Source organism: Pandoraea sp. B-6, from assembly GCF_000282835.1.
GTDB classification, from domain to species: Bacteria; Pseudomonadota; Gammaproteobacteria; order Burkholderiales; family Burkholderiaceae; genus Pandoraea; species Pandoraea cepalis.
The window spans coordinates 20,926-34,768 of sequence record NZ_KB290521.1; the positions used below are offsets into that span (position 1 = coordinate 20,926).

The window sequence follows — 13,843 nt, forward strand, 5'->3', positions numbered from 1 at the left end:
GCGCTCACCAACACGTTTTCCGTCAGTCACGTGGTGCTTGGCCAGTTGCGCGCGGCGATCGCGGCGAATCCGGGCATCGGCCGTGGCAGCCCATCGCTGAATCCGACGGTGCTCGAATGCAACGACGGTTATCTCAACGATATGCAGGCGTTTGCCGTGACCGAGGCGCACTATGCGCAGGCGCTGGCGAACGCGTCGCGCGATGTCGCGCAAGGCGCGGTCGGCGCGGGGCGCGGCATGTCGAGCTTCGGCCTCAAGGGCGGTGTCGGCTCCGCGTCGCGCATGCTCGAGACGGCCGGGGCGACCTTTACCGTCGGCGTGCTCGTGCTGTCGAACTTCGGCCGTCCGTCGCAACTGACGATCGCCGGCCGTCATGTCGGGCCGGTGCTCGACGCGCGTCTGGCGCAGCCGGCGTTGAGCGCGGCACCTGAGCGCGGCTCCATCATCATGCTGGTGGCCACCGACGCGCCGCTCGATGCGCGCCAATTGCGCCGGGTCGCCACGCGTACCGGTGCCGGCCTGGCGCGCACCGGGTCCGTGTACGGTCACGGCAGCGGCGATGTCGCACTCGCCTTCACCACAGGTTATACGGTGTCGCATGACGCGACGGGCCGCGTCGCCCCCGCCGCGCTTGTACCGGACGCCTTGCTCGATCCGATTTTCCAAGCCACGGCGGACGCCACCGAGCAGGCGATCCTGCACGCGCTCTTTGCGGCCGAGTCGGTGCTCGGGCGCGATGCGCACGTGCGCCGTGCCCTCGCCGACGTGCTGCCCGACTGGGCCTCGCTGTAAGCCTTTCACGACATAGCCGACATCATGCGAATTCTGATCTCCACCGATATCGAAGGCGTCGCGGGCGTCTTCCACGCTGAACAGACCCGGGCGGGCAATGGCGAATACGAACGCGCGCGCCGCTGGATGACGCACGAGGCCAATGCGGCGGTCGAAGGCGCGTTTGCCGGCGGCGCGACCGAAGTGATGGTCAACGATTCGCACGGCGGCTTTCGCAACCTGCTGCCGGACGAACTCGATCCGCGCGCCCGTCTCGTGCTGGGCAAGCCGCGCTATCTTGGCATGGTGGCGGGGGTGGAGGCCGGTTGCGATGCGCTCTTCATGATCGGCTACCACAGCCGATCGCAGAGTGCCGGGATCCTGGCGCATACGATCAACAGCTTCGCCTTCGCGCGCGTGTGGCTGGCGGGGGAGGAAGCGAGCGAGGCCATGTTGTACGGCGCGCTCGCCGGCGAGCGCGGTGTGCCGATGGTCATGGCCAGCGGCGACGACGTCTTCTGCGAAGAGACGCAACTGATCTTCCCCCATGCGCATTACGTGCAGACGAAGGCCGCCTGGGGACAGGGCAGTGGCATGACGCTCAACCCGAGCCAGTCGTGCGACCTGATCCGCGACGCCGCCAAGGCATCGCTCGCGGACCCACGCACGTGGCATGCCTACCGGGTCGAGACGCCCGTCGAGGTGCGCCTGCAGGCACAGACCCCCGCGCTGGCCGACCTCTTCTGCCAGTGGCCGACGCTCGAGCGCGTCGACGGCGTGACGCTGCAATTCGTCGCGCCAAGCGTCGAGGCGGCGGTGCGGGTACTGAACTGCCTCTCGGCGATGTCGTTCATGTTGCGCTGAGTGCCGTTTTGGCGCCGCCCCCCCCGTCCCATGTTGTTAAGGCGCTACTGAATTAGGGTTAGCCGTCACGAAATGTCAATGCCTGGCATGCGATAATCCGTAATATTTCGTAACGGCGGCGCCGTGCTATCGGTCGTCCCCCTGGATTATTGAGCGCCGGCGGGGCCGGGCGAGGCATCATGGATATCAGAAACGCCCGACGGTGGGCGGAACCCGGCGCGAAGCGTTACGTCGGGGCGTTGCTCGTGGTTTTTGCCGCGTTTCTCGTGCGCAGCCTGCTGCATCCGGTGCTCGATCACTCGATGCCGGGCATCTTCTTTACCTGCGCCGTCATCATTGTCGAATTCACCTGGGGATTGGGGCCGGCGATCATGGCCATGATCATCAGCATCCCGATTTTCGACTTCTTCTTCGTGCCGCCGTTTCGCGACATCGCCCAGTTTGACCGGCGCGATGTGCTGATCGTCTCCGGCTTTCTGTTGATCACGCCGCTTGCCGTCGTGCTGATCGAGCGTTTGCGCCGTGCCCAGTATCGCGCCGAGCTGATCGGCGAGGTCGCGCAGACACGCTATGAGATGCTGCTGCGCGCCGAAAACGAGCGCATGCTCCTGTCCGACTCGGTACAACTGGGCAATGCGCTGATGACGTATCTGACGAAGCACCTCGATACGATCTTCTATCTCTCCAATCCGGCCGCGCATTACGAATACATCGACGAGCATTTTCGCCAGGCGACGGGCGTCGCGCCCGACGTCGTCAAGCGCGAGGGGCTGCGCGCGCTGCTGCATCCGGAGGACGCACAGCGTATGGCGGGGCTGTTTGCCGTCGATGGCGAGCGCCCCCATCATGGCGCGCACAATCTGCGCATCCGCACGCGCGACGGCGGCTACGAGATGTGCCATTGCGAATTGCAGTATTTTCGCGCGCACGTTGGCACATACGTGATTTTGCGCTTGCATGCGGGGCCGACGGTGCGTCCGGTTGCGCCGCTGCAGACGCTCACACCGGCAGCCACGGCGCACGCTGTCACCGAGACGCCCGTCGTCTCCGGCGGGATTTGACCATGTTCCAGGACGATATTTTCTACAAGGGCGGCGAGCACGCGGTGCTGATGCTGCCGGGGCTGTCGAGCACGCCGCTCGAAATGCGTCCAGTGGCGAAGGCGTTGCATCGCGAGGGCTACACCGTCTGGGTGCCACACATCGAAGGCTACGGACTCGGCGGGCCATGCTCGGACTGGCGCGCCTGGATTGCCGCCGCGCGGGCGAAGTATCGTGAACTGCGGGCGACGCACGCGATGGTGTCGCTGTGCGGTTTGTGTATCGGCGCCACGTTGAGCCTGGCCGTCGCGGAGGAGGAACCGGATGTGACAGCGCTCTCGCTGCTCTCCGTCACCCTCGTGTACGACGGCTGGACCATCCCGTGGTATTACCCGCTCATCGATCTGGGCTTCCATACGCCGTTGCGCCACTACTATCGCTATCGCGAGCGCGCGCCGTTCGGCCTGAAGAATGAGGTGTTGCGCGCACGCGTGGCGAAATCGATGTCGCTGCACGATGCGTCCGAAATCGGTGCGGCGTCGCTGCCCCTCGCGCACCTGTATCACGCGCGGCGGCTTGCCGCGCACGTGCGCGCGCGTCTGGCTCGGGTGACGGCGGATTGCCTCGTCATTCACGCGGTGGACGACGACACGTCGAGCCCGCACAACGCGCGCATCGTCTACGACGGGGTGTCGTCCAAGGTGAAACAGAAGTGCCTGCTCGGCGAGAGCTATCACATTCTGACGATGGACAACGAGCGCGAAACCGTTGCTGACGAGACGCGCCGCTTCTTCCGCGACGCCGTGGCGCGCCGTACCGGCGCCGCCACGTCCGAGACGCGCATTATCTCCAAGGCGCTGCTGCGCGCCAAGCGCCGGCAGTCCGCCGCCTGACCGAGCGCGCCGAAGGCCGGCGCGTGGTGTCATCAAACTGCCATCGATGGGCGGTTATGGTCGTGGTTTTCCGATACGGCCACCCGCGTTAGTTGCGGGTGGCGCTGCGCTCATCTGGCCATGTCCTCGCTCATCATCGAATCCGTCTGCAAGCAGTGGGGCAATACACGTGCGCTCGACGGTGTGAGTTTCACCGCCGAAGCCGGCTCGCTGGTGGTGCTGCTGGGCCCGTCCGGCTGCGGTAAGTCGACGCTGCTGCGCATGATCGCAGGCCTCGATACGCCGAGCGCCGGGCGCATTCTGCTTGGCGGCGCCGATGTGACCGCGCTGCCACCTGCGCGTCGCCAGCTCTCGATGGTGTTCCAGTCGTACGCGCTCTTCCCGCATCTCTCGGTGCGCGAAAACCTGTTGTTCGGGCTTCGCGTGCGCGGCGAACCGGCGCGCGAGTATCCGCAGCGTCTGGCGCGTGTGGCGTCGCTGCTCGGGCTGGCGCCGTACCTGGAGCGCAAGCCGTCGCAACTCTCGGGCGGTCAGCAGCAGCGTGTGGCGCTGGGCCGCGCGGTGATTGCCGAGACGTCCGTGTGTCTGATGGACGAACCCCTCTCGAATCTCGACGCCCAACTGCGTCAGGAAATGCGTCGCGAGATCCGGGCGCTGCAACAGCAGCTCGGCATGACGCTTGTCTACGTGACCCACGATCAAACCGAAGCGATGAGCATGGCCGATCAGGTCGTGCTGCTGCGAGAGGGCCGCATCGAGCAGTGCGGTGCCCCGCACACGCTCTACGCCACCCCCGCGACGCACTTTGCCGCGAGCTTCATCGGCACGCCGCCGATGCAGTTGTTGCGTCTCGTCCGCCATGGCGACGCCCTGGTGCCCGCCGGGCAGTCCGGCCCGGCGCTGGCGGCGGCCGGTGCGCGCAACACCGCGCTGCTCGGCCTGCGCCCGGAGCATGTGCGCGCGGTTCCGCCCACGTCGCTGGGCGCAGTGCTCGCCCGAGTGAGCGCCATCGAATATCTGGGCGCGGACACGCTCGTTGCCTGCACGCTTGGCGACGCGGGCACGATCACCACGCGGGTGCCCGGCCATCGGCCGTTCGCCGTGGGCGACGCCATCGGTCTGCAATGGGCGGCGACCGACCAGCATCTGTTCGACGCGACCTCCGGGGAACGCCTCGTGACGGGCGCAGCGGGCGGTGTGGCGATCGACGCTGCCGAGTCCGTCGTTGCACCGAAGACCGCGCATGCACCGGCGCGGCCGCTTCCGGGGGCCACAGTGATGTTGCAAAACCCAGAACAACACGTCTGACGCGAGGGCGGCCACTGGGCCTGACGCATCGGCTCGGTGCGGCGCGACAGCGGCCCTGCATCGACAACCTGTCACATCACCACGACGCTTACATGGGGAACCAAACGATATGCGACGCACGATTCTGAAAACGTTTTCGGCCAGTTTGGCCGCACTGGCATTGGGTGGCCTGAGCGGCTCGGCCATCGCGCAGGCGAAGCCGGTGGAACTCACGTTCTATTACCCGGTGGCCGTCGGTGGTCCGGTGACGAAGATCATCAACGATCTGGTGGCCGACTTCGAAAAGGATCATCCGAACATCAAGGTCAAGCCGGTGTATGCCGGGACTTACCAGGATTCCGTCGTCAAGGCCCTGACGGCCGCGAAGGCGGGCACGCCGCCGCAACTGGCTGTGCTCGCTGCCGCCGACGTGTTCACGTTGATCGACGAAGACGCGGTGGTGCCCATCGACAGCATCGCCAACACGCCGGCCGACAAGCAGTGGCTCGACGGCTTCTACCCGGCGCTGATGTTGAACTCGCGCGTCAACGGCCACACGTGGGGTGTGCCGTTCCAGCGCTCGACCATCGTCATGTACTGGAACAAGGACATGTTCCGTGAGGCGGGTCTCGACCCGGACCGCGCGCCGGCGAACTGGGCCGAACTGGCCAGCGACGCGCAGAAGCTCACCAAGCGCGACGCATCGGGCAACGTGACGCAATGGGGCATCAAGGTGCCGTCCGTGGGCTTCCCGTATTGGCTGTTCCAGGCGTTCACCACGCCGGCGGGTATCGAACTGATGAATCCGTCGGGGACCAAGACGTTCCTGAACGCGCCGCAGGCCGTCGAGTCGTTGCAATACTGGGTCGATCTCGCGACGAAGTACAAGGCGATGCCGACGGGGGCGATCGAATGGGGCACCACGCCGAAGGACTTCCTCGAGAAGAAGGCGGCCATCATCTACACGACCACCGGCAACCTGACCAACATCCGGACCAACGCCACGTTCCCGTTCGGTGTCGGCAAGATGCCGGCCAAGGTGCGCGGCGGCAGTCCGACGGGCGGCGGCAACTTCTACGTGTTCAAGAAGACCTCGCCGGAAGAAAAGCAGGCGGCGATGACGTTCATCAAGTGGGCCACTTCGCCTGAGCGTGCGGCGCAGTTCGGTATCGACACGGGCTACGTGGCCGTGACGCCGGCGGCTTGGGAAACCCCGGCGATGAAGCAATATGTGCAGAAGGTGCCTGCTGCGGCCGTGGCGCGCGATCAGCTCGCGGTGAGCGTGGCCGAGTTCTCGACGCACGACAACCAGCGCGTGACGAAGGCCCTGAACGACGCCCTGCAAGCGGCGCTCACCGGCACCAAGTTGCCCAAGCAGGCGCTGGACGACGCGCAACGTGAAGCGGATCGCATCCTGCGCCCGTACGCTCGATGAGTCTGGCGCTCGCCGGACTTCGCTGTCAGTCTCGTTGAAATGCGGGGCCCTGAACGACGCGGCGATCGCGATCTTCACGGCCTCGCCTGTTGAATCGATGGACCGTCGATGAATCGCTCCTCTGCTTCGTGGGTGCCCTGGCTGCTGTTGTCTCCGGCGCTGGTGCTGCTCGTCGCCTTCACCCACTATCCGGCCGTCGCCACGCTGTGGCACAGCTTTTTCTCGACGGGTCGCGCCGGGATGCCGTCTGTCTTTGTAGGCACCGAGAATTATCGGCTTCTGATCGACGACCCCGTCTTCTGGCAGGCGCTGCGCAACAACCTCCTGTTCGCGCTGGTCACCGTGCCCGTTGCGATTGCGCTCGCGATCGCCATGGCGCTGTGGGTGCACCGGCAGGTGCCGGGGCGCACGTTATTGCGCCTCGCCTACTTCACGCCCGCGATTTTGCCGATGATCGCCGTGGCGAACATCTGGCTGTTCTTCTACACGCCGCAGTACGGTCTCATCGCGCAGATTTCGCAGGCACTCGGGTGGGGCGATCACAACTGGCTCGGGCAACCCGACACCGCACTCCCGGCGCTGATGGTCGTGACGATCTGGAAAGAGGCCGGGTTCTTCATGATCTTTTACCTGGCCGCACTGCAACAGATTTCGCCCACCCTTGCCGAGGCGGCGGCGCTCGAAGGCGCCTCGCGCTGGCAGTTCTTTCGCCGCGTTCAGTGGCCGTTGCTCATGCCCACGACCGTGTTCGTGGTGATCAATGCCGTTATCAACGCGTTCCGTCTCGTCGATCACATTATCGTGATGACGCGCGGCGGACCCGATAACGCCACGCAACTGCTCCTGTACTACATCTATCAGGTGGCCTTCAGTTTCTGGGATACCTCATACGCGGCAGCGCTCACCGTGGTCCTGCTCACGCTGCTCGCCGTCGTCGCCTTCGTGAAATTCCGTCTGCTCGACTCACGCACGCATTATCAATGACGACCTCTGCCCGCCCGAACACACGCCCCCGCCGGCCCACAAAGCCAGGCGCCGCGCTTGCGGTGTTTTCCGCAACCGGTCACACGACGCCGCTCGACGTCGTCGGTGCATGGCTGCTCGGCCTGCTGTGGCTGCTGCCGTTGCTCTATGCGCTGTGGAGCGCGTTCCATCCGTCGGCCTACGCCACGCACTTCTCCATGAGTGCGCCGCTCACGCTCGCGAATTTCGTGCAAGCATGGCAGGCTGCCCCGTTTGGGCGCTATCTCGTCAATACCTTCGTTCTGGTGACGGTGATCCTGGCGGCGCAACTCGTGCTGGGCACGCTGGCCGCCTATGCGTTTGCCCGCTTCACGTTTCGCGGCAGCGAGGTGGCGTTCATGGTCGTGCTGCTCCAACTGATGGTCATGCCCGACGTGCTGATCGTCGAGAACTATCGCACGATCGCCTGGATGGGACTGCGTGACACGATCTTCGGCATTGCGTTGCCGTACTTCGCGTCGGCGTTCGGCATTTTTCTGTTGCGTCAGGCGTTCAAGACCGTGCCGCGCGAATTGGACGACGCGGCGCGCGTGGAAGGCGCCAACGCGTGGCAGGTGCTCTGGCGCGTGTATGTGCCGCTCGCCCGCCCGGTGTATGTCGCCTACGCGCTGGTGTCGATCAGTCACCACTGGAACAACTTCCTGTGGCCGCTCATCGTCACGAACTCCGTCGAGACACGTCCGCTCACGGTTGGCCTGCAGGTGTTTGCGTCGACCGATCAGGGCATCGACTGGACGATGATCACGGCCGCGACGCTGATGACCGCCGCGCCGCTGTTCATCGCCTTTCTGCTCTTTCAGCGCCAGTTCGTGCAGTCGTTCATGCGTGCGGGCATTCGATGAAAGGCATGGCGGCGCGCGGCGTCGCGCGACCGCAATAGCAAAACGGCACGCTGGGGAGCGTGCCGTCGTGTCGCTTGCGCTGGCGAAGCCGGGCGCTTGCGGGATTACTTGTCGGTGGCCTTGACCAGCAGGATCGGCAGCGTGGTGATGCGCAGCAGCGTTTCGGCAACGCTCCCCAGCAGCAGTCGGTTGATGCCGCGGCGACCGTGCGTACCGAGCACGATCACGTCGGCATTCCACGCTTGCGCTTCGCGCAGCACTGCGTCGGCAATTTCGTCGGTACCGGCTTCGAGCGTAATCATGTTCGTCTCGGCATCGACCCCGCGCTGCTTCAAGTCGGTTTGTGCCTTGGCCAGAATTTCCGCGGTTTCCTTCTCGAACGACTCCTGGCTCTCCAACGGCACGAAGCCGCTGTAGGCGCCGGCGGCGTAGGCGTTGGCTAGCGAGGGAACGACCGACACCAGGCGAATCTTGCCCTGGCTGAGCGCCACGAGCTTGACGGCTTCATCGATGGCGCGGTTCGAGGGCGTGCTGCCGTCGATCGAGACCAGAATGCGTTCGTACATGATGGTGTCCTCTATGTGCGGGAAGTGCGTGAAGGCTTGACGCCTGGGCGGCATCGCGACCGCGATGCACGACAATTCGTTGGAATGTTTTCATTCTCGCATCGCGGGCATCGAAAGTCATCCCGCGACATGACGCGGTATTGACCGCACGCAAGCATCCATCGGAATGTCACGGGTCGGCGCGTATCCGCCGGGGGCGACTCGCGTCGAGCGGGGAAGGGAGTTTCAACGTCCGGAACGCCGGTCGGCCTTGGGGACCGCGTGACTTAGTTCGGCCGGCAGGCGATCACGAGATGGGCGACACCGTCCGTCACGTCGCGCGTGAGGACATCGTAGTCCTTTTGTACGCATTGCGTGCGGGCGCGCTGGTCGCAGTCGCCGGCAGTGCTGGCCGAGCACCGAATTTGCTGGGTGGGGCGGCCGTCCGAGGTGAACAGCGGGGCCGACGAGCTGCAAGCCGACAGCGCAACCGTCATAAGCCCCGAGGCGAGCAGCGTGGCGATCTTGGCGAGATTTGTCATAGAGGTCGTCTTATAAGCTCTCGGGAGTATAGCGCGGCGCCGCGACGTTGCTGCGCAAGGCCACCCGCCTTTGGGGCGACGCCTCGAGCGGGCTCAACGGGGCGTGTCGGCACGCGTGGCAACACTGACCCGTCGCTGGCGGCGCAGCGTGCGCAGACTGTCGAACACGATGAGCGCAACGCCGAACCAGATGGGCACGTACGTCCACAGTCCGCGCGCCGTGAAAGGCTCGCCGAGCACGAAGATCGACACGGCGAACAGCAGCACCGGCTCCACGTACCCGAAAATGCCATACAGGCCGATGGGCAGCAAGCGCGCGGCACCCAGTGTGCTCGCCAGTGCGCTGGCGCTGAGCAGGCCGAGCGCGGGCAGCCAGAACCAGTAGCGCGGCTCGCCGAGCACTGTGACGTTTTGCGGCCACGCCTGCCAGAGCACGACGACGGCCACCGGCGTCATCGCGAGCACTTCCATGATGAAGCCGCTGAGCGCGTCGAGCCTCAGCCGGCGGCGCAGCAAGAAGTAGGGCGGATAGCCGAACACAATGAGCGCCGTGACCCAGGACAAGGCGTGCGTTACCCAGAGTTCATGTGCGACGCCCAGCGCGGCGACGATGACGGCCGCCGTCTGCAGCCGGCTCAGACGCTCGTGATAAAACGTGCGGCCAGCGAGCACCATCGTGAGCGGCAAGAGAAAGTAACCGAGCGAGACGTCGAGCAATCGCTGTTGCAGCGGTGCCCAGACGAACAGCCAGAGCTGAACGCCCAGCAGCGCTGAGCACAGCAGCACGGCGCCGAGCAGCGCAGGGCGATGCAACACATGCGAGAGCGTGCTGCGCAGCACATGCCACCGGCGCAATGCCGTCACGATGACGAGCGTGCCGGGCAGCGTGAGCAGCATGCGCCAGGCGAAGACGTCCAGCCCGGACAGGGGCGCCAGTTGCGCGACGAGCGCCGGCATAACGGAAAACATGACGGATGCCGAGACAGAGAGCATCACGCCGCGACCGGAAAGCATGCGGGTCCTGTGAGCGGGGGCAAGGAAAGGGCGAGGCCCGGGTCAGATCGCGAGCATAGCAAATTCGCACCAGATCGGGGCGTGCCCGCCGTAGGGCAGCGGAACCGTCCGCGATGCCCGCGAACGCGTATGATCGCGATTCGTCGAGCGTTTTCCATTATTGCCGCCGCGTGCGGCATCTTTGCAGGAGATTCGTGCATGTCGTGCGTACCCGCTGTTGCCGAGTATGCGGCTTTCGCCGCTTCGATGGCCGATGCTGTGAGACCGCTGTCGTTGGGGTGGTTCCGCCGGCGCCTGGCGGTTGACGACAAGGCCGATGAGAGCCCGGTCACGATTGCGGATCGCGAGGTCGAGACGGCGCTGCGCGCGCAGATTGCAGCGCGCTACCCGTCGCACGGCATCTGGGGCGAAGAGTTCGGCAAGCAGGGCGTGGACGCGGAATTCGTCTGGTCGGTCGATCCCATCGACGGCACGCGCAGCTTCATCACGGGACACCCGCTGTGGGGCACGCTGCTTGCCCTGTTGCACCACGGCCAGCCAGTCGTGGGCCTGATCGACATTCCGGCGACCGGCGAGCGCTGGATCGGCGTGAACGACGCCGCCAGCGGCGTGCGCGAGGCCCGCTTCGGCGGTGCGGTGTGCGCCACCAGCCCGGTGACGACGCTGGCCGACGCGACCGTCTATGCGACATCGCCCGACATCTTCGACGCGGCGGAGTATGCGCAATTCGAGCAGCTGACGAAGGCGGTCAGCCGTCGCCGCTTCGGCGGAGATTGCTACGCCTACGGGCTGCTGGCGAGCGGACACATCGAGCTGGTCATGGAAGCGGGATTGCAGACCTACGACTATCTGGCCGTGGCGCCGGTGGTCGAGGCGGCGGGCGGCGTCATCACCGATTGGGAGGGCCGGCCGCTTACGCTTACCTCGCAGGGGCGCGTGCTGGCCGCCGCGAATGCCGAGCTGCACGCCGCCGCGCTGGCGTGTATTCGCGCGGACTGAGGCCGTCGACGGTAGTCATCGCCCGGTCGTCGTTGTGCCGGTCATCCTCGCTGGCGGGTTACGTGATCGGGCGCGCAAGCCCCTGCCAGATGCGCGGCAGCAACACCCCCAGCACGATGCCGCGCGTCGCGAGAAATGCCATGAGGGCGACCCACAAGCCGTGATTGCCCCAGGCATCGAGCGTGAACGGCATGACCGCGCCAAAGACCAGCAGGCCGATCAACGAGGACGTCAGCAGTTCCCTCGTACGCGTCGCGCCGATGAAGACGCCGTCGAGCTGGAAACACCACACCGCCACGAGCGGCGAGAGCACGGCCCAGGGCAGGAATTCGCGCGCCGTCGTGCGCAATGCCGGCTGATCGGTCAGGGCATCGATGATCGCGCCACCCGCCACGGCGTAGACGAGGGCAAACGCGACGGCGCAGCCCAGCGCCCAGCCCAGCGACAACCGGATGGCATGCAGCAGCGCCGCTCGCTGACGCGCACCGACATAGGCGCCCACAAGGGCTTCGGCCGCGTGGGCGAAGCCGTCGAGGCCGAACGCCATGAACGTCTGGAAGTTCAGCAGGAGCGCGTTGGCGGCGAGCGTGATGTCGCCAAGTCTCGCCCCCACGCGAGCGAACCAGGCAAAGGCGAGTTGCAGAAACAGCGTGCGCAGGAAGATATCGAGATTGAGCCGCAGCAAGCGCCACAGGGCGCCGCGCTCAACCAGCATGGCCAGTCGCAGCGGCGGCAAGCCGGGCGTACGTGCGAGCCAGAGCAGCCAGGCGCCCAGCGCAAAGCCGAGCACATCGGCCAGCGCGGTTGCCCCTGCAATACCTGCCACCCCCCAGTCGAAGCCGCGCACGAAGATCAACACCGCCACGATGTTCACGAGATTGATGAACACCTGCACGGCCAGCCCTTGCCGCACGCGTTGACACGCCAGCAGGTAGCCGAGCACCACGTAGTTGCCGAGCGCCAGCGGCGCGGCGAGCACGCGGATGCTTGCATATTGTCGTCCTAAGGATTGGACTTGGGCGCTTCCTCCCAGCCACGACACGCCCAGCGACACCAGCGGTTCGCGAAAGACAAGCAACACGGCGCCAATCGCGAACGCCAGCGTCAGCGCACGCGCGAGCGTGTCGCGCAGACGCTCGGCGTCGCCGGCACCGAACGCTTGTGCCGCGAGGCCCGTGGTGCCCATGCGCAGGAACGAGAAGCCCCAGAAGAGCAGGTTCAACAGCAGCGCACCGAGGGCGACGCCGCCCAGATAAGCGGCGCCCGGCAGATGACCGGCCACGGCTGTGTCGACGGCCGAGAGCAGGGGCTGAGTGAGATTGGCGAGCACGATAGGCACCGCCAGACGAAGCAGTTGCCGGTGGCCGACGGCCGCAGGGGCAGGGTTCATGAGTGAGCTGGGCGGAGGCCGGTCAGGGCGGCCGCCATCGAATCGGGGAATCGGGTCATCCGCAAATCCGGGAAACCCGGTATTCGGGAAGCCGCAAGCGGCGGCAGGTTGCGAGTGCGCCGATTATAAGGTTTGGCAGCCGTCCGGGCGATGGGCGTCCGCTGCGGCGATCGGGGGTGTGCCATCCCCGAACGGTACAATGCCCGACGTCTCCGTTCGTCATGAAAGGCCGCATATGCCGTCTTCGCCGTCCTCGCCCTCGTCACGGATACCCTCGGCTCGCGCTTCTGTTTCGAGGCTCGCGTCGTTCGTCCGACTGTCGGCCTTGCGGGTTGCCCGCCATCGTCATGCACTGGCTGCCGCCTTGTGTCTGCTGAGCCTGCCGGCGCTCGCCGACGTGACCCTCCAACGCGGCCCGCCACCGCCGCGCTTCGAGGATCCCCACGCGGCGCCTACGGGACAATTCTGGGTGCCAGGCTACTGGCAGTGGAAAGACGGCCGCTACGATTGGGTCGACGGGCACATGGAACCCAAGCGCCCGGGCATGCGCTACACGCCGCCGCACTGGGAGCAGACAGGCCGTGACGAATGGACGCTGCGCGACGGCGCCTGGGCGTCCACGGGCTGGGGGCCAGGCACGATTCACGAGATCCGTGCGCCCAAATGACACGGCGGCGAAGCGTTTCGGAGCCCGGCTGATGCATCGGCCATCCGAGGTAGGTGTCCGCCGGACATGCCTCGAAGGCGGTGCGGCGGACGTCATCGGCGCTCGCCAATAAAAATGCCCGCGCGAGGCGGGCAAAAATCACTACAGGGGAAGTCACGCGATATGAGTGGCGATCGGGCGAAAGAGTTCCCCGCGTTTTGCGACTGGCAGGGGGACACTCGATCGACGTAAAATGGCACTTTGTCGCTACATCCCCCTCATGTCGGACGCGGCGCACGACGCCGGTGGACGACATCAGCGCGGGGTGAGATTTTCAGGTGTCGAATGTCGGTAAAGCCGGTCGTGCGGAGTTGCCTCCTGTTGGCCGCGTGCCTGAATGCCGGGATGCCGGTGGGCGCGTACGCACAATCCTTGTTCTCGGATATCAATCCACCCTGTTTTACTGAGCAGAACGCGGTGTCCTACGGGTTGTGGGATCGCGGTCTTGCACCTCAGTATTTCGTGCCGCCACCCCCGGCGCCTGCGCCGCCG

Annotated in this window: 14 protein-coding genes; 10 read left to right on the plus strand and 4 right to left on the minus strand. The window is 65.8% G+C overall.

Annotation, left to right across the window (positions count from 1 at the left end; all coding sequences use genetic code 11):
• From A985_RS25245 to A985_RS0112140, 8 genes are all read left to right on the plus strand, one after another.
• The coding region (locus A985_RS25245; RefSeq protein ID WP_039830268.1) for a P1 family peptidase at positions 1-792 on the plus strand (792 nt) is incomplete at its 5' end.
• 24 nt (positions 793-816) lie between these two features.
• Positions 817-1,635: a M55 family metallopeptidase gene (locus A985_RS0112110; RefSeq protein ID WP_017233668.1), complete on the plus strand. Its 819-nt coding sequence runs from the start codon at positions 817-819 to the stop codon at positions 1,633-1,635.
• A gap of 179 nt (positions 1,636-1,814) precedes the next feature.
• Entirely contained in the window at positions 1,815-2,696 is an 882-nt protein-coding gene (locus A985_RS27035) for a DUF4118 domain-containing protein (RefSeq protein WP_017233669.1), read from the plus strand.
• A 2-nt stretch (positions 2,697-2,698) separates the two neighbouring features.
• Complete coding sequence (locus A985_RS0112120; RefSeq protein WP_017233670.1) at positions 2,699-3,568, plus strand: carboxylesterase; 870 nt, start codon at positions 2,699-2,701, stop codon at positions 3,566-3,568.
• 120 nt (positions 3,569-3,688) lie between these two features.
• On the plus strand, positions 3,689-4,876 hold the full coding sequence (locus tag A985_RS0112125) for an ABC transporter ATP-binding protein (protein ID WP_017233671.1): 1,188 nt from the start codon (positions 3,689-3,691) through the stop codon (positions 4,874-4,876).
• A gap of 109 nt (positions 4,877-4,985) precedes the next feature.
• On the plus strand, positions 4,986-6,290 hold the full coding sequence (locus A985_RS0112130; protein WP_017233672.1) for an ABC transporter substrate-binding protein: 1,305 nt from the start codon (positions 4,986-4,988) through the stop codon (positions 6,288-6,290).
• 108 nt (positions 6,291-6,398) lie between these two features.
• The gene (locus A985_RS0112135) at positions 6,399-7,274 is read left to right on the plus strand and encodes a carbohydrate ABC transporter permease (RefSeq protein ID WP_017233673.1); all 876 of its coding nucleotides are present in this window, start codon (positions 6,399-6,401) and stop codon (positions 7,272-7,274) included.
• 62 nt (positions 7,275-7,336) lie between these two features.
• Positions 7,337-8,155 (plus strand): carbohydrate ABC transporter permease, encoded by an 819-nt coding sequence (locus tag A985_RS0112140; protein ID WP_017233674.1) that lies wholly within the window; start codon positions 7,337-7,339, stop codon positions 8,153-8,155.
• 104 nt (positions 8,156-8,259) lie between these two features.
• Here the strand turns inward: A985_RS0112140 and A985_RS0112145 are convergent, their stop codons facing one another.
• From A985_RS0112145 to rarD, 3 genes are all read right to left on the minus strand, one after another.
• Positions 8,260-8,721 (minus strand): universal stress protein, encoded by a 462-nt coding sequence (locus tag A985_RS0112145; RefSeq protein WP_017233675.1) that lies wholly within the window; start codon positions 8,719-8,721, stop codon positions 8,260-8,262.
• Between the two features lie 266 nt (positions 8,722-8,987).
• Complete coding sequence (locus tag A985_RS0112150) at positions 8,988-9,242, minus strand: hypothetical protein (RefSeq protein WP_017233676.1); 255 nt, start codon at positions 9,240-9,242, stop codon at positions 8,988-8,990.
• A 93-nt stretch (positions 9,243-9,335) separates the two neighbouring features.
• On the minus strand, positions 9,336-10,256 hold the full coding sequence (gene rarD / locus A985_RS0112155; RefSeq protein WP_017233677.1) for an EamA family transporter RarD: 921 nt from the start codon (positions 10,254-10,256) through the stop codon (positions 9,336-9,338).
• Positions 10,257-10,454: 198 nt separating this feature from the next.
• Here rarD and hisN point away from each other — a divergent pair, with 198 nt between their 5' ends.
• Positions 10,455-11,255, plus strand: a complete 801-nt coding sequence (hisN, locus tag A985_RS0112160) for a histidinol-phosphatase (RefSeq protein ID WP_026131901.1) — start codon at positions 10,455-10,457, stop codon at positions 11,253-11,255.
• 58 nt (positions 11,256-11,313) lie between these two features.
• Here hisN and A985_RS0112165 read toward each other — a convergent pair whose 3' ends face one another.
• Positions 11,314-12,645, minus strand: coding sequence for an MATE family efflux transporter (locus A985_RS0112165; RefSeq protein ID WP_017233679.1), 1,332 nt, complete (start codon positions 12,643-12,645; stop codon positions 11,314-11,316).
• Between the two features lie 325 nt (positions 12,646-12,970).
• On the opposite strand from A985_RS0112165, the gene A985_RS27895 reads away from it, so the two are divergent.
• Positions 12,971-13,312, plus strand: coding sequence for a YXWGXW repeat-containing protein (locus A985_RS27895; RefSeq protein WP_017233680.1), 342 nt, complete (start codon positions 12,971-12,973; stop codon positions 13,310-13,312).
• Positions 13,313-13,843: the final 531 nt, after the last annotated feature.